This is a genomic window from Klebsiella sp. 54 (assembly GCF_018223875.1).
Taxonomy (GTDB): domain Bacteria; phylum Pseudomonadota; class Gammaproteobacteria; order Enterobacterales; family Enterobacteriaceae; genus Klebsiella; species Klebsiella quasipneumoniae.
On record NZ_JAGRRA010000002.1, the window covers coordinates 415,195 to 436,276 of the forward strand.

Consider the following 21,082-nt stretch of genomic DNA (forward strand, 5'->3'; position numbering starts at 1 on the left):
GATGGATTCCAGCCTGATTAATCTTGAGGAGTTGAAGCCGCGATTAACTGTTCGCGGGTCACCGCATGACGCGGTAGATCGGCGGTAATGCGGCCATCGGCCATCACCAGGATGCGGTCGGCCAGGGCCATCACCTCATCCAGTTCAGAAGATGAAAACATCACCGCCAGCCCCTGCTGGGCCATTTTGCCGATCAGGTGGTAGACGTCGGTTTTCGCACCGACGTCGATGCCGCGCGTCGGTTCGTCGAGGAACACCACCTGCGGCTGGGTCATCAGCGCTTTACCCAGCACCACTTTTTGTTGATTGCCGCCGCTCAGCGAGGTGATGGGCAAATTGGCGTCGCTGACCTTGATCGCCAGCTGCTGGATCATCGCTTTCACGCAGGTCTCTTCTTTTTGCGGATTCAACCAGCGCCAGGCGCGGCGAAAACCCTGCAGGCTGAAATCAGAGAGCGTCATGTTGGCCTGAATCGACATCATCTGCACCACGCCTTCGCCCTGGCGGTCCTCCGGCACCAGAGCCAGCCCTTTTTTCAGACGCTGCTGAAAGCGTGCTTTGCCGATGCTTTCGCCATTGAGGTGTACCTCGCCGCGCTGGCAGGGCATCAGGCCCACCAGGCCTTTGAACAGCTCGGTGCGTCCGGCCCCCAGCAGGCCGTAAATACCGATCACTTCGCCTTTTCTGAGGGTGAAGGTGACGTCATTGAGCTTGTAGCCGCCGCTGGGATGCAGCGCGGTCAGTCCCTTGACGTCAAGCACCGCGTTGCCTTTTGGCGCCGGTTGATAATCGAAATGTTTTTTCTTATCGCCGACCATCTGCTCGATGATCCACGGCACGCTGGCGTCGCTGACGTGACGCTCGCTGATAAAGCGGCCGTCGCGGAAAATGGTGATGTGGTCGCCGATCTCCATCAGCTCTTCGAGGCGATGCGAGATATAGATAATGGTCACGCCGCGGCGCTTAAGCTGCGCGATCACCTTGAACAGCACTTTCACCTCAGACTGGCTCAGCGCCGAGGTGGGTTCGTCCATGATCAGCACCCGGGTGTCTTTCGACAGCGCGCGGGCAATCTCGACTAATTGCTGGTGGCCGATACCGAGTTCGCCCAGCGGGGTGTAGGGATCGACATCCAGCTCCAGTCGCTCCAGCAGCGATTTGGCCAGCGCGTACTGATATTTTTCGTTGATGCGTCCTTTCTGAAAGAATTCATTTGCCATGAAGATGTTGTCCATCACATTCATATTGGGAAATAAATTCAGTTCCTGGAAAATAATGCTGATGCCGAATTTCTCTGCCTGATGGGTAGAGTTTAAAGTCACCGCCTCGCCATCGAGAATAATTTGCCCGGAGGAGGGCGTTTCCACACCGGCAAGCATTTTCATCATGGTGGATTTACCCGCACCATTTTCTCCGATCAGCACGTTGACCTTATTTCGATAGACCCGGTAATTGACATTATCCAGGGCGGTCACGCCGGGATAGACGCGCGACAGGCCGCGAGTTTCGATAATCACTTCAGACTCAACGGGCTGGGGAGCGACGAGATCGTGCGGCGCCATATTATTGCCCCCCCGCGTGAACGATTTTCGCCGGGGTAATTTCCGGGAGGGTTGGCGGAATATCCCACGCCGAGAAGACGCCGTACACGTCCACGCTGTCGCCGGTTTTGACGTTGGCTGTCTGAATCATTTTGACCGCCTGGCTGTTGATATTCTTGCTGTACTCGCCGAACAGCACCTGGTCGTTAAAGTCCTGATAGCTGGCGCCGCTGTAGCCATCGCGCAGCTGGGTGCCGCGCAGGGTGGGGCCAATTTGCACCGTCACATTGCCGACGCTGGCGTCGGACAGGGTCATCTTGCCGCTGCGCGAGGCGGTATCGAGCTTGCTGACAGTACCTGAAACTTTGACGTAGAAGATGCAGGGGGTTTCGTCCTGCGCGCGGTAGCCAAGGGCTTTGCAGGCGCTATCGATGTCTTTTGCCGCCTTGAGCGCGCTCATCAGTTCCGCCGCCGGGCGCGCTTTCGCCACCACCTGGGGTACGATGCTCTGCTGCCAGGTTTTATCCATGTTCGCCATATGCGGGTTAGGCGGCGATTTCAGATCTGCCAGCTCCTGCTGCGAGACGATGCGACAGCCCCCAAGCGCCAGTACGGCTAGCGTCAGACAGGTTTTCTTAAACATAATGCTCTCCTCTGCGCCCCCGCGGGGGCGCAACCACCCGAACTCAGGACTTAATGTTGAAATCCTGGACTTTATCGGCGTTATCCTGGGTAATCAGAATGCCGCGGAACATCACGCGCTGTTTGGCCGGCTTTTCGCCTTTTTGCAGGTAATTATCCAGATCGGTGACGCCCTGAGCGGCGATGGCCTGCGCTTGCAGCATCACGGTCGCCTGCAGGGTGCCGGCTTTCACGGCGTCGCGCTCATCGTTGCTGCCGTCGATGCCGACGACGATCACATCGCTACGGTTGGCCGCTTTCAGCGCTGCAATCGCGCCGAGGGCGACCGGCCCGTTGCCGCAGATCACGCCTTTCACGTCCGGGTGAGCCTGCAGAATGCTGTCCATGATGCGCTTGCCGTCGATCAGGGTGCCTTTGGCATCCTGTTTCGCCACGCTGACCATATCCGGATACTGGTCAATGACCTGATGGAAAGATTTAGAACGGGTGACGCAGTTATTATCGGCGAGGTTGCAGGTCAGCTCGGCGTATTTGCCTTTCTCCGCCATCTTCTCGACGAAGACGTTGGCGACCTCGGAGCCGGCCTGGAAGTTATTGTGGGTAATTTGTTCCAGCGCCACATCATCAACCGGAATTTCACGGTTAATTAAGACCACCGGAATGCCGGCTTTTTTGGCCTTTTCAATGGCGGCGACGCTGGCGGTGGAGTCGGCGTTATCAAGAATAATGCCCTGCACCTTTTTACCAATGGCGGTGTCGATAAGCTCATTCTGCTTTTTGACATCTTCGCCATGGGACAGCACGGTGGTTTTATAGCCGAGCGCCTGGGCTTTTTCGCTGGCGCCTTTGGCTTCCGAGGCGTAATACGGGTTATCCAGCGAGTTGACCATGATCATAATGGTGCCTTTCTCCGCGGCGTGCGCGGCAAAGGAGAAGGCGGTCAGGGTAGCAGCGGTTAAAAGGGTTATACGTAATTTCATGACTCTGTTCCTGTATTTTTATATTCGAACAAATGAGCCCCTGAGCGGGCAGGCTTTTACGGTCTGAAATTTCCCCTGATGTATTCGGGGATAGCGATATCGTTATGGGCCGGGTTTCTCCTGTGATAAGTGAATGCGTGTTGTCGCGCAGTCTGGCGGTCAGGCTGGCGAGTCCGGTTTCCATAATGTTCGGTCGACCGCATGGCGCCACTCCTGCCAGCGCGTTTGTAAGCGCTGGTGGCGGGCCATGTCGGGCTGAAAGGCGCTGTGTTCGGTTAAGAAGGCCTGCAGATCGGCGGTCGACCCGGGATGGAGCGCTTTGCGGGCCAGCAACGCCGCGCCGATGGCGGACAGCTCCGGCACGTCGCTGCGCATCACCGGGCAGCCGAGCAGATCGGCCTGGTATTGCATCAGCCAGTCATTGTTGGTCGGCCCGCCGTCCACCATCAGCGCCGTCAGGGTGAACTCCTCATGCTGACGCATCGCCACCACCACGTCGGCAATCTGATAGGTGATGGACTCCAGCGCCGCGCGGATCAGATGCGCGCGTTTCACCCCGCGACTCAGGCCGCAGATCACGCCGCGGGCGCTATCGTCCCACCAGGGGGCGCCGAGACCGGTCAGCGCCGGCACGAAGTACACCCCGAGGGTCGAGTCGACGGAGGCGGGAAGGGTGTTCAGCTCATGGGCCAGCTCGGCGGCAGAGAGCTCGCTCAGACCGGTGCTGTCCGCCATCCAGGCGACGGCATCGCCGGTGTGGGGAATATTACCTTCCAGCCCCCACACTAGCTGATCGCCATCGTGCCAGGCGACAGTGGTCGCCAGCGCCTCGATATCGCACTGCGCCGATTTGACCGGCGCCATCACCGATGAGCCGGTGCCGTAGGTGGCTTTCACGCAGCCCGCTTCGCCGAGCGCGTGGCCGAACAGCGCCGCGTGGGAGTCGCCGATCATCGCCATAATGGGAATACCGTCTGGAATAGCGGCCAGCCCTTTGGTATGGCCGAAGAGGCCGCTCGACGGTTTAATTTCCGGCAACGCCGCGCGCGGAATACCGAATAGCGCTAGCATCTCGTCGTCCCACTCGCCGCGGTGCAGATTCAACAACTGGGTGCGGGCGGCATTGGAGTAGTCGCAGCAGAAGGCTTCTCCGGCGGTCAGATTCCACAGCAGCCAGCTGTCGATGGTGCCGAGGCAAATCTCGCCGCGTTCGGCGCGCAGGCGGCCATCGGCAGTCGCATCCAGCAGCCAGCGCATTTTGGAGGCCGAGAATAGCGGGGCGATCGGCAGGCCGGTGGCCTGTTTAATACGCTGTTCCTGACGTTCGTGACGCAGCGTGTCGCAGAACGCGGCGCTGCGGGTGCATTGCCAGGTAATGGCTGCGTTAATCGGTTCGCCGCTGTCGCGATACCAGCCGATGGCGGTTTCCCGCTGGTTGCTGATGGCCAGCGCGGCGACGTTTTCCGCGCCGACGTGGGCCACCGCGCTGGCGATCACCGCCAGCGAGGCGGCCACCAGCGCCTCGCCCGACTGCTCCACCCAGCCGTCGCGCGGCGTTTGGAGCGCCAGCGGCTGCGAGAATTTGACGATAACCTTGCCCCGGCTATCCAGCACCACCGCTTTGGCGTTGGTGGTGCCTTCATCCAGGGCGATGATGAACTCTTTTGCTGTCGCCTGCATCGTGCTCTCCTCGGTCACCCGGTGTCCTGGAACAGCGGAGACGGGATATCTTCCACCGTCTCATGCGTTTACGCAGGCCATGATGTGACATTTCGTTATCATCTTCTTAATCACTGAATATATATTCGATAGTGATTATTTATTTGATACCTTAAGCCACAAACCCGGTGACGGGCTACCGGAAAAATCATCAATTGTGCTGGCAATCACATTTCGCCGATCGGCGAAAGCGGCGGCAGGCGGCTGGAGTGGTAGATTAACTCATTGAATTTCAATGCAATAACTGAGGCAGCCCTGAGGCTAAAAAAGCGCGTCAGGGCGGCAGAGAGGAAAAACAGCGCGGCAGGTTAGTCGCTGACCAGCATGCGGGCGGTAGGATAATCGGTGATTAAAACGTCAATGTAGCCGCCGGTGAGGGCGCCTTTGATGGCCGCGACTTTGTCAGTGCCGCCGGCCAGCGCGACCACGTTCGGGCATTTTTTGACCTTCTCCAGCGCCATGCCGATCACCGGATCTTCATCATCGCGTAACACCGGATGGCCGTTTTTGTCGTAGTAGTGCAGGCAGATATCGCCCACCGCGCCGCGCGCCGCCAGCACCTGCAGCATATCTTCGTGATAGTAGTTCCCGGAGGTTTTCAGCAGCTGGGAGGGTTCGAGAATGCCGATGCCGACGATGGCGATATCCACCTCGTCAAAGCGCGACACTACGTCCGCGACGTCCTTGCTGGCCAGCAGTCGGTTGCGCTCCTCCATGGATCCCTCAATGCTCTGCGACGGCAGCAGCCAGGCGTCGCAGTTCAGGCGCTGGGCGAGGGTCTGGGTAAGAATCGTCGCCTGCACGTTACCGTTGGGCCCGACGCCGCCGAGCAGCTGGATCACGCCGCTGGCCTTCAGGTTCTGCGCATGAACTTCATCGACCATCGCGCGAATGGTTGAGCTCCAGGAGGAGACGCCAATCAGATCTTTTGGCCGCAGACGGGTTTCCAGGTAGTGGGCGGCGGCGGAGCCAATCGCCCGCTTAATGGTGTGATCGCTGGCCTCTTCCTCGGTATCCACCACCACCGCCTGCTTAAGACCGTAGCGATCCTCAAGCCCTTTTTCGAGCTTCAGAAAAATGTTTGACGGCTGTACGACGCTGATTTTGACGACGCCCTCTTTCTGGCAGCGGGTAATGGCGCGGGAGACAAATGACTGTGAGAGCGAGAGAAGTTGGGCGATATCAGACTGCTTTCGTCCTTCCAGGTAGTAAAGCGTGGCAATCTTAACCAATAGCCGTTGTTCATCCTGCTTAGCCATATTAATCCTCGAAAATCATTTATCGCCTGTGTTCAGACGCTTAGCGGCAGCCATATTATTTAGGGTATAGAGGCTTCTATCATACGCGAAAAAAAATCACACTTAAGTGTGACAGGCATCTAACTTTTGCCAATCCTCAAAATCGACTATGGACAAAAACAAAACAGCCAGGTCATAATCGAATAAAGAATCATCATTGAATATATATTCAAGGCGATTCCAAGTCAACGTGTTTCTCCGGGCTAAGTCCGGAGCGGGAGGCAGAATGTTCCTGAGTAGGGCGCTGTGGCAGAAGGCTTACCACCCGGCATAGGGATATCTGGTTTTTTTAGTTCTTGCTGGAATAAATATTCCATGCTGAAAATAAATTCAGAGGTGTGAAATGAATCCCTACAGATTTGATATTCAGACGCTGGAGCGTAAAGCCCGCGCGGTGCGGCGCCACATTGTGCGCTTAAACGCCAATAGTCCGGCCGGCGGCCACACCGGGGCCGACCTCTCGCAGGTCGAATTGTTAACCGCACTCTATTTCCGCGTTCTCAACGTCGCGCCGGATCGGCTCGACGACCCGCAGCGCGATATCTATATCCAGTCGAAAGGCCACGCGGTGGGCTGCTACTACTGTGTCCTGGCGGAGGCCGGCTTCTTCCCGGTCGAGTGGCTGGAGACCTACCAGCATGCTAATTCTCATCTCCCGGGCCACCCGGTGCGGCAGAAAACGCCGGGTATTGAGCTGAACACCGGCGCGCTGGGCCACGGTTTGCCTGTTGCGGTGGGGCTGGCGCTGGCCGCGAAGAAAAGCAACAGCACCCGCCGCATTTTTTTGATCACTGGCGACGGCGAACTGGCGGAAGGCAGCAACTGGGAAGCCGCCCTGGCAGCGGCGCATTACGGTCTGGATAACCTGGTCATTATTAATGATAAGAACAATCTCCAGCTGGCCGGGCCGACGCGCGAAATCATGAATACCGATCCGCTGGCCGACAAATGGCGCGCCTTCGGCATGGCGGTCAGCGAATGCCAGGGGAACGACATGGCCTCGGTGGTCGCGGCCATCGAGGGGTTGCAGCAGAAGGGTAAACCAAACGTCATTATTGCCAACACCACGAAAGGCGCGGGGATCTCCTTTATCCAGGGGCGCCCGGAGTGGCACCACCGGGTGCCGAAAGGTGAAGAGATCGCTCTGGCGCTGGAGGAACTGAAAGATGAGTAATGCAGAACACCTGGCTAACGTCATGGTCGAGGCCTTTATCGCCGCCGTGGAAAGCGGTGTCGATCTGGTGCCGGTGGTGGCCGACTCCACGTCGACGGCCAAAATCGCCCCCTTTATTAAGCAGTTTCCCGGCCGGCTGGTGAACGTCGGCATCGCTGAACAGAGTATGGTCGGCACCGCCGCTGGTCTGGCGCTGGGCGGCAAAGTGGCGGTGACCTGTAACGCCGCGCCGTTTCTCATTTCACGGGCTAATGAGCAAATCAAAGTGGATGTCTGTTACAACAACACCAACGTGAAGCTATTTGGCCTTAACGCCGGGGCCAGCTACGGTCCGCTGGCCAGCACCCACCATGCGATTGACGATCTGGCGGTGATGCGCGGCTTCGGCAATATCCAGATCTTCGCCCCCTCCACGCCGCGCGAATGTCGGCAGATTATCGACTATGCCCTTGCTTATCAGGGCCCGGTCTATATTCGCCTCGATGGCAAGGCGCTGCCGGAGCTGCTTGACGAGTCGTATCGCTTTGTTCCCGGCGCCGTGCTGACCCTGCGCGAAGGCGAGGACGTCGCGCTGGTGGCCACCGGTTCGACGGTGCATGAGGTGGTGGAGGCAGCGCAGCGGCTTGCCGACCTCGGCGTTCAGGCGAAAGTGGTCAGCGTGCCGTCGATCCGCCCCTGCGATACCGCGGCGCTGCTGGCGGCGCTTCGGCCGTGCGGCTCGGTGATCACCGTGGAAGAGCATAACGTCAACGGCGGTCTGGGCAGCCTTGTGGCGGAGGTGCTGGCGGAAGCCGGCGTGGGCATGACTCTACAGCGCTTGGGGATCCCGGACGGGGAGTACGCCGCCGCCGCCGATCGCGGCTGGATGCGCCAGTACCACGGGTTTGATGCCGCCGCCATCGTCGCCCGGGTGCAAAACAGGGGCTGATGGCCTGAACGCCCGTCGCGTGAAGCGCGCGGGCGTTTACTGCTGCAATGCGCAAAGCGTGATGACCTGCTCCTCCGACGCGGTCCAGTGCAGCGGATAGCATTGCCCCGCAAACCGCAGCGCTACGGTGCTTGCAGTTACCTCCACGATCTGAAAGTCGTCGAACCCCAGCGCGCGCTGGCTTGCCGTCGGCGTCGCCTTAAACCCACTCTCTTTCGCCGAAAACGCCAGCGTCAGCGCCAGCGGGAAGGGCAGGCCGCTGTGTAACAGCACCTTTTTTTCCACCTCGTTGATAATGCTGCTCTCCAGCTCCGCCGCCAGCGGTGGCGTAAACTGGCGCTCGATATCGACGCCCACCGGCCGGTCAGTCACTACCGCCAGCGCGCGCTGGCCGCAGTGGCTGATGCTGCCGAACCAGGGCGCGGGCCATAGCGGCTGGCGCCGATCGCCGATGGCGGGAGGCTGTTTTTCCCCGACCTCGCGCAGGGCGTACACCGCGGCGATGCGCCCGGCCAGGTGCTCCGCCTGCCGCTTGCGGCCCCAGCCGCTCAGGCTGGCGTGGTAGGGCAGCCACAACAGATCTTCAGGCTGGAAAGTCGCCGGGTCGAAATCGATCTGCTGCAGCGTATAGCCGGCCAGCGGCAGGGTGGCGTGATGGATGCGCATAGGGCAAGAATACCGTGGTTGTCCCCGCCCTTTATCCTGCAAGGGCGGGGCAGGGAGAACCCGCTATCAGAAGTGGGTGTTGACGCTCAGGTACCAGGTGCGGCCCGATTCGTTGTAGGTCTCGGCGCCGGCGCCGTACATCGTGCCGGTGGCACCCCCAGTGGTCTGGGCGTTGCCCGCGCGCCAGTGGCGCTTGTCGAAGACGTTATCCACGCCGCCGGTCAGACTAACGTATTTGGTGACGTCCCAGGTCGCGCTCAGGCCGAGGATGCTGTAGGGGCTGACCTCGTTCTTCTCGCTGCCGGTAACCGGTTGACCCTTATAGTTGTACTTCTTCGGCTCCTGTTTGCCGTACCAGGTAAAGGTCGATTGCAGCGAAACATCATCGCGTACCTGCCAGCTCAGCGTGGAGTTTAGCGTGTATTCCGGGATAATCGACAGACGATCGCCGGTCTCTTTGTTCTTACTCTGCAGCATATAGGTGATGTTGTTGGTCCAGTTGACGGTCTCGCTCACCGGGACGTTGAGCGTGCCTTCCAGGCCTTCCACTACCGCTTTCGGCACGTTTTCCCACTGGTAGAGATCGGTACCTTTACCGTTTTGATAGACCGGAGCATAGCCTGCCTCAATCTTGTTGCGGTAATCGTTGCGGAACCAGGTCACGCCCGCCAGCCAGCCGTCGCGTTTAAACTCAAGGCCAATCTCTTTGTTGATGCTGGTCTCGGCTTTTAAATCTTCATTCCCCTGCAGATAGCAGCCGTCTTTGCTGGCGTAGCAGCCCTGGCCTTTGCTGTAGAGAATGTAGTTCGGGTTGGTCTGATACAGGCTCGGCGCTTTATAGGCGCGGGCGATGCCCATCTTCAGCGTGAAGTCGTCCCACAGCCCTTGGGACAGGTTAAGGGACGGACTCCAGTTGTTGCCGACGATGCTGTGGTGATCGAAACGCAGCGCCGGGGTCAGCATGGTGGTGTCGGTCAGCTCCATGTTGTTCTCAGCGAACAGGGAGAAGATCTCCGCCTGCGAGTACGGGCTGCGGCCGGTGCTGTCGTAGCCCGGAATTTCTCCTCCCGACAGCGCCTGGGTATTGGAGGCATTATCCTTCATCCGCTGCTGGTTCCACTCGCTGCCCAGCGTCAGGTTCTGATTAACCAGATAGTCGAACGGGATGCTGACTTCGCTGTGCAGCATCACATCCGCCAGATCGATATCGGTGAACTGGTTGCTGTTGAAGATCCCCTCGGTACCCCCGGCCAGACCTTCGCCTTTGCGCGAGTTGCGGGTGCGTTCGTACTGCGCCCAGTTGCTGGTGGTCACGCCGTTGTCCCAGGCGCCGTTCCAGGTGACCGAGTAGGTGTTGCGGTACAGACGGTTGGTCTCTTTGCCGTAGTTCTCTTTCACCAGGTCGTTGGAGTTGGTGTTCTGAGTGTCGCCGGCATAGAGGTTCCCCTGGCGGCTGTAGCCGGCCTCAAACTCCAGCGACTGCATCGGGGCGAATTCCCAGCGCACCAGACCATCGATGTTTTTATTTTTTACCCCTTCGCGCCCGGCCGGCAGGGTGTCGGCATAGATCCCGGTGCGTTCGGACTGATGACCCTGGTTGATGTCCCAGGCGTCGGCCTGCGTTTTGTCGAGGTTACCGAACAGGCGGAAGCTGAAATCGCCGCCCAGCGGGCCGCTGAGGCTGAAGTTGGTGCGCTTGGTGGAGCCTTCGTCTTTGTGCTCCGGGGCGTTCATATAGGTGTTCCAGGAGCCGTGCCACTCATCGCCGGTTTTTTTGGTGATGATATTCACCACGCCGCCGGCGGCGCCGTTACCGTAGCGGGCGGCGGCCGGGCCGCGAATCACTTCGATGCGTTCGATCATCTCCGGCGGCACCCAGCTGGTGTCGCCGCGGGTGTCGCGCTCGCCGCGCCAGCCGAGACGCACAGAGTTGCGGCTGGTGACCGGCTTGCCGTCGATCAGGATCAGGGTGTTTTCCGGGCCCATGCCGCGGATATCAATCTGGCGGTTATTGCCGCGCTGGCCGCTGGTGGAGTTGCCGGTCAGGTTGACCCCCGGCATGGTGCGAATGATCTCCGAGACGTCGCGCGCTGGCGGACGCTTGCGGATCTCATCGGCGGTGATGGTGGAGACGCCCGGCGCCTGCAGGTTCTGCTCGGCGGCGGTGACCACCATGGTCTCTTCCGCGGCGCTGTTTTTATCGTCGGTGGCGGTTTCCGCTGCGCTTAACGGAAAAGCAACCCCGTAAATTCCCAGATTGACCAGCAAGGCCAGGGATTTGATCCTGTTATTCATTGTTATTCCTGCTTTTTTGTCGCCACGTTCCCCAAACGCCCCTTCCCACCGGGAGGGGAGGCGGCATAAATGTTGCCGGAAGAGGGCAAAGGCACTCCGTCGCTAGCTGAATAAGCTCTCTTCGACATGTGTTGTGAAAGACGCGCTTCCCACGGCGCGCTAATACGCTATTGCAAATGCAAATAGTTATCAATAATATTATCAATAAAGAATGACAATTAATTAAAAAAGTCACGCGATACATAGGGTTAATGACAGAATGTTAACGACAGGAAGCGAGGAGTGGTGGCGAACCCTGCAGGGTCCGCAGTCCCGGGCGGTGGATGACGCCATCGAGGTGACGTTCTGGTGGCGGGATCAGGCAGGGGATGAAACGCGTTCTCCACGCCGTCGGGTATGGCTCTATATCACCGGCGTGACCGACCACCATCAGAATGCGCGGCCGCAATCGCTGCAACGTCTGCCCGGGACCGACGCCTGGTGCTGGCGAACCACGCTGTCGCCGACCTGGCGCGGCAGCTACTGCTTTATTCCTTCCGACCGTGACGATGATTTTTCCCCTGAGGTGTTCAGCGCTGATAAGCCGGACCGCGCGCTGCTGCGCGAAGGCTGGCGCAAACTGCTGCCGCGGGCGATAGCCGATCCGCTGAACCCGCACAGCTGGCGGGGTGGACGCGGCCATGGGGTCTCGGCTCTGGAGATGCCGCAGGCGCCGGCGCAGCCCGGCTGGGACCAGCTTAATGCAGCGCATCCTCCCGCTCGTTGCCTTGAGTGGCGCAGCGCGCGTCTGGGCAACCATCGCCGGGTCTGGATCTACACCCCCGGCGAGGCCGTCGATCCGCAAACACGGCCGCTGGCGATCCTGCTTGACGGCCAGTTCTGGGCCGAAAGCATGCCGGTGTGGACGCCGCTGGCCGCGCTGACCCGCGAGGGGAGACTGCCGCCGGCGGTCTACCTGCTGATCGACGCGATCGATAACCAGCGCCGCGGGGTTGAGCTGCCCTGTCATCGCGATTTCTGGCTGGCGGTGCAGGAGGAGCTTCTGCCCCTGGTCCGCGGCCATGCCCCGTTCAGCGACCGCCCGGATCGGACGGTGGTGGCCGGGCAAAGCTTCGGCGGCCTGGCGGCGATGTTCGCCGCCCTCAACTGGCCGCAGCGCTTTGGCTGCGTGCTCAGCCAGTCAGGCTCCTACTGGTGGCCGCATCGCGATGGCCGCGGGGAGGGCTTTATCGGCGAACGTCTGCGCCAGGGCGAGGCGTCCGCGGCCGGGCTGCGCATCTGGCTGGAGGCGGGCCAGCGTGAACCGATTATTTTTCGCGCCAACCAGGCGCTGCTGGCGCAACTCACCACCACGCAGCAGACAATTTTCTGGCGTCAGGTTGACGGCGGGCATGATGCGCTCTGCTGGCGCGGCGGGCTGACGGCAGGGCTTATCCAGCTCTGGCAGCCTCTGCTGTCGCCCCCTTAGCACAGCGCTTTACGACAGGAGTTTGATATGCAATTCAGTAACCCCTTCGACAATCCGCAAGGGCAGTTTTACATTCTGCGCAATGATCAGCAGCAGTACAGCCTGTGGCCGGGGCACTGCGCGCTGCCTGCCGGATGGACGGTAGTGTGCCCTCCGCAGTCGGTTGAGGCGTGCAACGCCTGGCTGGCGGCTAACTGGCCGACACTGACCCCCGCTCATCATGCGGCATAAGGAGCTGACCATGACCACTCGTTTACCGCTGGTTGCCGCGCAGCCGGGGATCTGGATGGCCGAGCGCCTCTCCACTCTGCCTGGCGCCTGGAGCGTGGCCCACTATGTTGAACTGCGCGGCGCGCTCGACCCCGCGCTGCTGGGTAAGGCGATTGTCGCCGGTCTGCAGCAGGCGGACACCCTCAGCCTGCGCTTTGAGGAACAGGAGGGGGAAGTCTGGCAGTGGGTAGCGGCGGAGCGCACCTTTGCCGAACCGCCCATCATTGACCTGCGTACGACGCCGGATCCGCATCGTGCCGCCACGGAGCGGATGCAGGCGGATCTGGCGCAGGATCTGCGCGTCGACGGCGGTAACCCGCTGGTGTGCCATCAGCTGCTGCGCGTCGGCGACGATCGCTGGTACTGGTATCAGCGTTATCACCATTTGCTGGTGGATGGCTTTAGCTTCCCGGCGATAACCCGGCAGATCGCCGCCATCTACCGCGCCTGGCAGCGCGGGGAAGCCACTCCTGAGTCGCCTTTCACCTCCTTCGCCGAGGTGGTGGACGAGTACCAGCGCTACGCCGGCAGCGAGGCCTGGCAGCGGGATAAAGCTTTCTGGCAGGCCCAGCGCCAGGCGTTACCGGCTCCCGCCTCACTCTCTGCCGCGCCGCTGGGCGGACGCGCCGCCGGGAGCGATATCTGGCGGATGAAGCTGGAGATGAGCGCCGACGCCTTCCGCCGCCTGGCCAGCCATGTGCCGCAGTGTCAGCCCGCTGATCTGGCGCTGGCGCTCACCACGCTGTGGCTGGGCCGCCTGTGCAACCGGATGGACTACGCGGCGGGCTTTATCTTTATGCGCCGGATGGGCTCAGCGGCGCTGACCTCGACGGGGCCGGTGCTCAATGTCCTGCCTCTGGCGGTGCATATTGACGCCGAGGAGACGCTGGCGGATCTGGCGATGCGCCTCGCCGCTCAGCTGAAAAAGATGCGCCGCCATCAGCGCTATGACGCCGAGCAGATCGTCCGCGACAGCGGCAAAGCGGCAGGGGACGAACCGCTGTTTGGCCCGGTGCTGAACGTCAAAGTCTTTGATTACCTACTGGATATCGACGGCGTCGAGGCGGTGACCCATACTCTCGCCACCGGCCCGGTCAACGATCTTGAGCTGGCGCTGTTCCCCGATGAGACCGGCGGGCTGTCGCTGGAGATCCTCGCCAACAAGGCCCGGTATGATGAAGCCGAGCTGCGTCGCCACATGGCGCGACTGACCGCGCTGCTGGCGCAGTTTGCCGCCGATCCGACGCTGAGCTGCGGCGACGCGGAGATGCTCTCCGCCGACGAGCTGACCCGGCTGGCGGCGGTCAACGATACCGCTATGCCGCTGCCTGCCACCACCCTCAGCGCGCTGGTGGCCGACCAGGCGCGGAAGACCCCTGATGCCCCAGCGCTGGCGGATGCTAACTGGCAGTTCAGCTATCGCGAGATGCGTCAGCAGGTGGTGGCGCTCGCGCAGCTGCTGCGTCAACGCGGCGTGAAGCCGGGCGACAGCGTGGCGGTGGCCCTGCCGCGCTCGGTGTTCCTGACCCTGGCGCTGCACGGCATTGTCGAAGCGGGGGCCGCCTGGCTGCCGCTGGACACCGGCTACCCGGACGACCGTCTGCGGATGATGCTGGAAGACGCCCGGCCGTCGCTGCTGATCGCCTCGGAGGATCAGCTGGCCCGCTTCAACGATATCCCCGGGCTGGAGAGCCTCTGCTACCAGCAGCCGCTGGCCGTTGCGGATGACGCGCCGCTGGCGCTGTCAAAACCGGACCATACCGCCTACATCATCTTTACCTCGGGCTCCACCGGGCGGCCGAAAGGGGTGATGGTCGGCCAGACCTCCATCGTCAACCGCCTGCTGTGGATGCAGGATCGCTATCCGTTATCTGCCGACGACGTGGTGGCGCAGAAAACACCGTGCAGTTTTGACGTTTCGGTGTGGGAGTTCTGGTGGCCGTTTATCGCCGGCGCGCGGCTGGTGATGGCCGAGCCGGAGGCGCACCGCGACCCGCAGGCGATGCAGCAGTTCTTCGCCCACTACGGCGTGACCACCACCCACTTTGTGCCGTCGATGCTGGCGGCGTTTGTCGCCTCGCTGGATGCCGACAGCGTCGCCGCCTGCCGCACGCTGCGGCGGGTATTCTGCAGCGGCGAAGCGCTGCCGACGGACTTGTGCCGCGAGTGGGAGCGCTTGACCGGCGCGCCGCTGCATAACCTGTACGGCCCGACGGAAGCGGCGGTGGACGTCAGCTGGTATCCGGCCTGCGGGCCTGAGCTGGCGGCGGTGACCGGCAGCAGCGTGCCGATTGGCTGGCCGGTATGGAACACCGGGCTGCGCATTCTGGATGCTGCGATGCGCCCGGTGCCGCCGGGGGTGGCGGGGGATCTTTATCTCACCGGCATTCAGCTGGCGCAGGGCTATCTGGGGCGTCCGGACCTCACCGCCAGCCGCTTTATCGCCGACCCGTTTGCCCCCGGCGAGCGGATGTATCGTACCGGCGACGTGGCGCGCTGGCTGGCGAACGGCGCGGTGGAGTATCTTGGCCGCAGCGACGATCAGCTGAAGATCCGCGGGCAGCGCATCGAGCTTGGCGAGATTGACCGGGCGATGTCGGCCCTGCCGGACGTGGCGCAGGCGGTGAGCCACGCCTGCGTCTTCAACCAGGCGGCGGCGACCGGCGGCGATGCCCGACAGCTGGTGGGCTATCTGGTCTCTGACTCCGGCCTGCCGCTGGATACCGCGGCGCTGAAAGCGCGGCTGGCGGAACAGCTGCCGCCGCATATGGTGCCGGTGGTGCTGATGCAGCTCGCTGAGCTGCCGCTCAGCGCCAATGGCAAACTGGATCGCAAAGCGCTGCCGCTGCCGACCCTCGGCGGCGAGCGCAGCGGCCGGCCGCCGGAGCCCGGCATGGAAACTCTTGTCGCCGCCGCCTTCAGTCAGCTGCTGGGCTGCGAGGTGAATGATATCGACGCTGATTTCTTTGCCCTCGGCGGCCATTCGCTGCTGGCGATGCGCCTGGCGGCACAGCTTAGCCGCCAGCTGGCGCGGCAGTTGACCCCGGGGCAGGTGATGGTGGCCTCGACTGTGGGCAAACTGAGCGCGCTGCTGGCGGCCGATCTCAGCGATGAGCAGGCTCAGCGCCTGGGGCTGGATACGCTTCTGCCGCTGCGCGAGAGCGAGGGCCCGACGCTGTTCTGCTTCCATCCGGCCTCCGGCTTCGCCTGGCAGTTCAGCGTGCTGGCGCGCTATCTCAGCCCGCGCTGGTCGATTACCGGTATTCAATCGCCGCGCCCGCAGGGGCCAATGGCCAGCGCCGCCAGCCTCGACGAGGTGTGCGAGCATCATCTGCAAACGCTGTTGGCGCAGCAGCCGCACGGCCCTTATTACCTGTTCGGGTATTCGCTGGGCGGCACCTTAGCCCAGGGGATTGCCGCCCGCTTGCGCCAGCGCGGCGAAGCGGTGGCCTTCCTCGGCCTGCTGGATACCTGGCCGCCGGAGACGCAAAACTGGGCGGAGAAAGAGGCGAACGGGCTGGATCCGGCGGTGCTGGCGGAGATTGCCCGCGAGCGTGAAGCGTTTCTTGCCGCCCAGCAGGGGCAAGCCTCCGGCGAGCTGTTCAGCGCCATCGAAGGCAACTATGCCGATGCGGTGCGGCTGTTAACCACCGCGCACAGCGCGAAGTTTGACGGCAAGGCGACGCTGTTCGTGGCGGAGAAGACGCGGCAGGCGGGGATGGATCCGCAGGTCGTATGGGGCCCGTGGGTGGGGGAACTGGAGGTGTTCAGCCAGAACTGCGCCCACGTCGACATTATCTCCCCGCAGGCCTTTGAAGCCATCGGTCCGGTGGTCAGGGAGATTCTGGGATAACGGTTGAGTTCGGGCTACAGCAGGTAGCCCGGCTCAGCGTAGCGCAAGCCGGGGAAAGGGAGAATTACCGTCGGCCCAGCGGCACCACCAGCGGCGTATGCGCCACCGGATCCTCAATGATCGTGCAGCGCAGGCCGTAAATCCGTTCAATCAGATCCGCCGTGACGATCGCCTTCGGCGCCCCCTCGGCGACGATCCTGCCGTCGCGCAGGGCGATCAGGTGGGTGGCGTAGCGGCAGGCCTGGTTAAGATCGTGCAGCACCGCCGCCAGGGTATAGCCCTTCTCGCGATTCAGCTCGCTCAACAGTTCCAGCAGGTCGATCTGATGGCTGATGTCCAGCCAGGTGGTCGGCTCATCCAGCAGCATAATCGCCGTTTCCTGGGCCAGCACCATCGCAATCCACGCCCGCTGCCGCTGGCCGCCGGAGAGCGTATCGACGCTCTGCAGCGCCAGATCGCTGATCCCGGTCGCTCGCATCGCCTTGTTCACCGCCTCTTCATCTTCTTTGCGCCAGCGGGTAAACAGCGGCTGGTGCGGATAGCGCCCGCGGGCCACCAGCTCCTGCACCGTGATATCGCCAGGGGTGGTGGCATTCTGCGCCAGCAGCCCGATGCGGCGGGCAACCTCTTTACTGGCGTACTGCTGGATCTGCGCGCCGTCGAGCCAGACGTGGCCGCTGGCGGGCGTCATCAGGCGACTGAGGGTGCGCAATAGCGTCGACTTGCCGCAGCCGTTGGGGCCGATAATGGCGGTGAAGTGACCGTCAGGGATGGTCACGTTCAGCGACTCGGCGATGGTCTTGTTCCCGTAGGCCAGGGTTAACTGCTCGCCGCGCAAACGGGAGGGGACAGCACTCATTTTTTGCGGGACTCCTGAATCAACAAAGCAATAAGGTAAATACCGCCGAGGCTGACGGTTAGCACGCCCACCGGCAGTTGCCAGGGCATAAACAGCCGCTGGGCGCCGTAATCGGCCAGCGCCAGCAGCAACGCGCCGCACAGGGCAGACTGGGTTAATCCCCAGCGGGCCGTGCCGCTCAGGCGGCGGGCGATATGCGGCGCCACCAGCGCGATAAATGAGATTGGCCCGGCCAGCGCCGTCGAGGCGGCGGTGAGCACCACTGCCACTAGCATCAGCAGCAGGCGCGAGCGTTCGACCTGCACCCCCAGCGCGCAGGCGGTATCGTCGCCCATCTCCAGCAGCCGCATCCGGCGAACCAGCAGGGCGCTGCCCACCAGCATCAACAGGATCAGCGGCGCTGATGGCCAGGTTTTACCCCACGTCAGGCCGTTAAGCGATCCGGCGTTCCACAGGCCCGCAGAAAGGGCGGTCTCCAGCGAGGCGCGCAGCAGCAGCCAGGTGTTGAATGCCACCAGCATGGCGCGCACGCCGATGCCGATAATGATCAGGCGGAAGGTCCCGATCCCGTTGCGCCAGGCCAGCAGCCAGACCACCAGCGAGGTCAGCACCCCGCCGGCCATCGCCGCCAGGGCGATCGCCGTCAGGTTCTGGCCGAAGAGCACCATCGCCACCAGCACGCCGCTCCAGGCGCCGGTGTTAAAGCCCATCACGTCCGGGCTGCCGAGCGGGTTACGGGTCAGCGACTGGAAAATGGCGCCGCTGACGCCGAGCGCGGCGCCGATGAGCAGCGCCATTAACACCCGCGGCAGCCGCCATTCGTTTACCACCATCGTGACGTTGCGCGGCGCGTCGCCGAACAGCGCCGAGAACACCTGGTCAATCGTTAGCGGCACCGGGCCTTGCGCCAGCCCGAGCAGGGAAATCAGCAGGCTGGCGGCCATCAGCAGCAGACAGCTGGCTATCAGGCGGCGGGACGGGGCAATCACAGGCCACCTCCCCGCGGCTGGCGGCGCACCAGCCAGATCAGCACCGGCGCGCCGAGAAAGGCGCTCACCACCGATACCCGCAGTTCGCCGGGCACCAGCAGGCGGCCAATCACGTCGGCAAACAGCAGCAGCGCCGGGGTGGCGAGCAGGGTGACCGGCAGCGACCAGCGATGATCGGCCCCCACCAGCCAGCGCGCCATATGCGGCATCATCAGACCGATAAAGGCGATAGGGCCGACGACGGCGGTGGCGCTGCCGCACAGGACGGTGATAACGATCAGGCCGATCAACTGGGTGCGGGCGACGCGGCTGCCGAGGGCGGTGGCGGTATCGTTGCCGAGGCTCAGGCTGTTAAGCGCCCGGCTCAGCAGCAGGGCGGCGATCCCCGCCACCACCACCGGTAGCAGGACAATTTTCAGCGTCTGCAGGGTGCGGATATCCAGCGAACCGGCCTGCCAGAAGCGCAACTGATCGTAGACGTCGGGGTTGAGCAGGGCGATGCCGTTGGACAGCCCTTCCAGCACCGCCGCAAGGGCGACCCCGGCGAGGGTGAGGCGCACCGGGCTCAGCTGGCCGCCGCCCTGGCTGCCGGTGAAGGCCACCAGCAGCGAGGCGCAGAGCGCGCCGCAAAACGCCAGCAGCAGCTGCTCCTGTGGAGAGGTGATCCCGAACAGCGCCGCGCCGAGGACGATGGCGAAGCTGGCGCCGGAGTTGACCCCCAGCAGGCCGGGGTCGGCCAGCGGGTTACGGGTGAGCGTCTGCATCAGCGCGCCGGCGAGACCGAGGGCAATGCCCGCCAGCAGACCGGCCAGGGTGCGCGGCAGGCGCGCATCCAGCACGATGGTGCAGTCGGCGCTTTGACAGGTTCCGCTAAAGGCGGTGAATACCGTGCCGATCGGCAACGATTTGGCGCCGATCGTCAGGCTAAGCGCGGCGGCTAAGGCAAGTAGTAGCAACAATCCGGGCACGGCGACAGAGCGTACCGCGGTCGTAGAAAACGACATAACTGACATCCCTGATATGATAATGATAGTAATTATCGTTATCGATTTTATTCAGCTATGGTAGCATGACCCACAGGAAAAAGGGTATTAAAAATAACGACAAGGCGCTGTAATGAACCGACAATCCTGGCTGCTTAACCTCAGCCTGCTGAAAACTCACCCGGCGTTTCGCGCCGTTTTTATCGCTCGCTTTATCTCTATTCTGTCGCTTGGTCTGCTGGGCGTGGCCATCCCGGTGCAGATCCAGATGATGACCCATTCGACCTGGCAGGTCGGGTTGTCGGTGACCTTGACCGGCGCGTCGATGTTTATTGGCCTGATGGTGGGGGGCGTACTGGCTGACCGCTATGAGCGCAAACGCCTGATCCTGCTGGCGCGCGGCACCTGCGGCGTGGGCTTTGTCGGCCTGTGTCTGAACGCCCTGCTGCCGGAGCCGTCGCTGGCGGCGATTTATCTGCTGGGGATCTGGGACGGTTTCTTCGCTTCTTTAGGCGTGACCGCGCTGCTGGCGGCGACCCCGGCACTGGTGGGGCGGGAAAATCTGATGCAGGCCGGGGCCATCACTATGCTGACGGTGCGCCTGGGCTCGGTGATTTCGCCCATGATCGGCGGCCTGCTGCTGGCCTCCGGCGGCGTGGCGTGGAACTTCGGCCTGGCGGCGGCGGGGACGTTTATCACCACCTTAACCCTGCTGCGTCTGCCGCAGCTGCCGCCGCCTCCGCAGCCGCGCGAGCATCCGCTGCGTGCCCTGCTGGCGGGGCTAACCTTCCTCTGTCAGAGCCCGCTTATCGGCGGGATTGCGCTGCTCGGCGGCCTGCTGACCATGGCCAGCGCGGTGCGGGTGCTCTATCCGGCGCTGGCCGGGAGCTGGCAGATGTCGGCCGGACAGATTGGCCTGCTGTACGCCGCGATTCCGCTCGGCGCGGCCCTGGGGGCGTTGACCAGCGGCCAGCTGGCCCAGACCGTGCGGCCGGGCGCGCTGATGCTGGCGACGACGGTGTGCTCCTTTGTCGCCATTGCGCTGTTCAGCCTGATGCCGCACTGGGCGTTGGGCGCGCTGTGCCTGGCGCTGTTTGGCTGGCTGAGCGCTATTAGCTCGCTGCTGCAGTACACCCTGATCCAGACCCAGACGCCGGAACATATGCTCGGGCGGATTAACGGTCTGTGGACCGCCCAGAACGTTACCGGCGACGCCATCGGCGCGGCGCTGCTCGGCGGGTTAGGGGCGGTGATGACGCCGGTCGCTTCCGCCAGCGCCAGCGGCTGGGCGCTGGCCCTCGTCGGCGTGCTGCTGGTGGGGCTGCTACGCGAGCTGCGCCGCTTCCAGCGCCCGGAAATCGTCAAAGAAAGTTAAGTAGGGGGCGATTGCCCGGTGGCGGCTGCGCCTTACCGGGCC

The 21,082-nt window shown here is 62.6% G+C and carries 16 protein-coding genes; 6 read left to right on the forward strand and 10 right to left on the reverse strand.

The genetic code is table 11. The annotated features are described in order from the left end of the window. Positions 1-17 precede the first annotated feature (17 nt). The 5 genes from KHQ24_RS03660 to KHQ24_RS03680 form a co-directional block, all read right to left on the reverse strand. Complete coding sequence (locus KHQ24_RS03660) at positions 18-1,562, reverse strand: sugar ABC transporter ATP-binding protein (protein ID WP_101993697.1); 1,545 nt, start codon at positions 1,560-1,562, stop codon at positions 18-20. Position 1,563: 1 nt separating this feature from the next. Beyond that, positions 1,564-2,184: a DUF2291 family protein gene (locus tag KHQ24_RS03665; protein WP_064189903.1), complete on the reverse strand. Its 621-nt coding sequence runs from the start codon at positions 2,182-2,184 to the stop codon at positions 1,564-1,566. 43 nt (positions 2,185-2,227) lie between these two features. Next, positions 2,228-3,163, reverse strand: coding sequence for a D-ribose ABC transporter substrate-binding protein (locus tag KHQ24_RS03670; RefSeq protein WP_004176926.1), 936 nt, complete (start codon positions 3,161-3,163; stop codon positions 2,228-2,230). A 159-nt stretch (positions 3,164-3,322) separates the two neighbouring features. Beyond that, complete coding sequence (locus KHQ24_RS03675) at positions 3,323-4,843, reverse strand: FGGY family carbohydrate kinase (protein WP_053810663.1); 1,521 nt, start codon at positions 4,841-4,843, stop codon at positions 3,323-3,325. Positions 4,844-5,190: 347 nt separating this feature from the next. Next, complete coding sequence (locus KHQ24_RS03680) at positions 5,191-6,141, reverse strand: sugar-binding transcriptional regulator (RefSeq protein ID WP_002893602.1); 951 nt, start codon at positions 6,139-6,141, stop codon at positions 5,191-5,193. Between the two features lie 382 nt (positions 6,142-6,523). Between KHQ24_RS03680 and KHQ24_RS03685 the strand changes: the two genes are divergently transcribed. Then, positions 6,524-7,354, forward strand: coding sequence for a transketolase (locus KHQ24_RS03685; protein ID WP_017899047.1), 831 nt, complete (start codon positions 6,524-6,526; stop codon positions 7,352-7,354). Next, a complete protein-coding gene (locus KHQ24_RS03690) occupies positions 7,347-8,282 on the forward strand; it encodes a transketolase family protein (RefSeq protein ID WP_043521714.1) in 936 nt (311 codons plus the stop codon). Before KHQ24_RS03685 ends, KHQ24_RS03690 begins: the two co-directional genes overlap by 8 nt. A 36-nt stretch (positions 8,283-8,318) precedes the next feature. Here the strand turns inward: KHQ24_RS03690 and entD are convergent, their stop codons facing one another. Then, positions 8,319-8,948, reverse strand: a complete 630-nt coding sequence (entD, locus tag KHQ24_RS03695) for an enterobactin synthase subunit EntD (protein ID WP_017899049.1) — start codon at positions 8,946-8,948, stop codon at positions 8,319-8,321. Between the two features lie 66 nt (positions 8,949-9,014). Beyond that, a complete protein-coding gene (gene fepA / locus KHQ24_RS03700) occupies positions 9,015-11,243 on the reverse strand; it encodes a siderophore enterobactin receptor FepA (RefSeq protein ID WP_017899050.1) in 2,229 nt (742 codons plus the stop codon). 259 nt (positions 11,244-11,502) lie between these two features. Between fepA and fes the strand changes: the two genes are divergently transcribed. Genes fes through entF form a run of 3 tightly spaced genes read left to right on the forward strand, consistent with a single transcriptional unit; the run spans position 11,503 to position 16,834 of the window. Next, entirely contained in the window at positions 11,503-12,711 is a 1,209-nt protein-coding gene (fes, locus tag KHQ24_RS03705; protein WP_064178057.1) for an enterochelin esterase, read from the forward strand. A gap of 27 nt (positions 12,712-12,738) precedes the next feature. Further along, positions 12,739-12,942: an MbtH family protein gene (locus KHQ24_RS03710; protein WP_017899052.1), complete on the forward strand. Its 204-nt coding sequence runs from the start codon at positions 12,739-12,741 to the stop codon at positions 12,940-12,942. Between the two features lie 10 nt (positions 12,943-12,952). Beyond that, the gene (entF, locus tag KHQ24_RS03715) at positions 12,953-16,834 is read left to right on the forward strand and encodes an enterobactin non-ribosomal peptide synthetase EntF (protein ID WP_211777126.1); all 3,882 of its coding nucleotides are present in this window, start codon (positions 12,953-12,955) and stop codon (positions 16,832-16,834) included. 64 nt (positions 16,835-16,898) lie between these two features. Here the strand turns inward: entF and fepC are convergent, their stop codons facing one another. From fepC to fepD, 3 genes are read right to left on the reverse strand one after another with little or no spacing between them, the layout of a single operon-like run. Then, positions 16,899-17,693 (reverse strand): iron-enterobactin ABC transporter ATP-binding protein, encoded by a 795-nt coding sequence (gene fepC / locus KHQ24_RS03720; protein ID WP_049093694.1) that lies wholly within the window; start codon positions 17,691-17,693, stop codon positions 16,899-16,901. Then, positions 17,690-18,682, reverse strand: a complete 993-nt coding sequence (gene fepG / locus KHQ24_RS03725) for an iron-enterobactin ABC transporter permease (RefSeq protein ID WP_211777127.1) — start codon at positions 18,680-18,682, stop codon at positions 17,690-17,692. Before fepG ends, fepC begins: the two co-directional genes overlap by 4 nt. Further along, positions 18,679-19,686, reverse strand: coding sequence for a Fe(3+)-siderophore ABC transporter permease (fepD, locus tag KHQ24_RS03730; protein ID WP_004885733.1), 1,008 nt, complete (start codon positions 19,684-19,686; stop codon positions 18,679-18,681). The genes fepG and fepD overlap by 4 nt, the downstream gene beginning before the upstream one ends. Positions 19,687-19,798: 112 nt before the next feature. On the opposite strand from fepD, the gene entS reads away from it, so the two are divergent. Next, the gene (entS, locus tag KHQ24_RS03735) at positions 19,799-21,040 is read left to right on the forward strand and encodes an enterobactin transporter EntS (protein WP_017899055.1); all 1,242 of its coding nucleotides are present in this window, start codon (positions 19,799-19,801) and stop codon (positions 21,038-21,040) included. Positions 21,041-21,082: the final 42 nt, after the last annotated feature.

Bases quoted from the DNA above. Each gene is read 5' to 3' on its own strand.
- KHQ24_RS03675 (WP_053810663.1), bottom strand. From the start codon at position 4,843: ATGCAGGCGACAGCAAAAGAGTTCATCATCGCCCTGGATGAAGGCACC.
- KHQ24_RS03660 (WP_101993697.1), bottom strand. From the start codon at position 1,562: ATGGCGCCGCACGATCTCGTCGCTCCCCAGCCCGTTGAGTCTGAAGTG.
- entF (WP_211777126.1), top strand. From the start codon at position 12,953: ATGACCACTCGTTTACCGCTGGTTGCCGCGCAGCCGGGGATCTGGATG.
- fepC (WP_049093694.1), bottom strand. From the start codon at position 17,693: ATGAGTGCTGTCCCCTCCCGTTTGCGCGGCGAGCAGTTAACCCTGGCC.
- fepA (WP_017899050.1), bottom strand. From the start codon at position 11,243: ATGAATAACAGGATCAAATCCCTGGCCTTGCTGGTCAATCTGGGAATT.
- KHQ24_RS03670 (WP_004176926.1), bottom strand. From the start codon at position 3,163: ATGAAATTACGTATAACCCTTTTAACCGCTGCTACCCTGACCGCCTTC.
- KHQ24_RS03680 (WP_002893602.1), bottom strand. From the start codon at position 6,141: ATGGCTAAGCAGGATGAACAACGGCTATTGGTTAAGATTGCCACGCTT.
- KHQ24_RS03710 (WP_017899052.1), top strand. From the start codon at position 12,739: ATGCAATTCAGTAACCCCTTCGACAATCCGCAAGGGCAGTTTTACATT.
- fepD (WP_004885733.1), bottom strand. From the start codon at position 19,686: ATGTCGTTTTCTACGACCGCGGTACGCTCTGTCGCCGTGCCCGGATTG.
- KHQ24_RS03690 (WP_043521714.1), top strand. From the start codon at position 7,347: ATGAGTAATGCAGAACACCTGGCTAACGTCATGGTCGAGGCCTTTATC.
- entS (WP_017899055.1), top strand. From the start codon at position 19,799: ATGAACCGACAATCCTGGCTGCTTAACCTCAGCCTGCTGAAAACTCAC.
- KHQ24_RS03685 (WP_017899047.1), top strand. From the start codon at position 6,524: ATGAATCCCTACAGATTTGATATTCAGACGCTGGAGCGTAAAGCCCGC.
- KHQ24_RS03665 (WP_064189903.1), bottom strand. From the start codon at position 2,184: ATGTTTAAGAAAACCTGTCTGACGCTAGCCGTACTGGCGCTTGGGGGC.
- fes (WP_064178057.1), top strand. From the start codon at position 11,503: ATGTTAACGACAGGAAGCGAGGAGTGGTGGCGAACCCTGCAGGGTCCG.
- entD (WP_017899049.1), bottom strand. From the start codon at position 8,948: ATGCGCATCCATCACGCCACCCTGCCGCTGGCCGGCTATACGCTGCAG.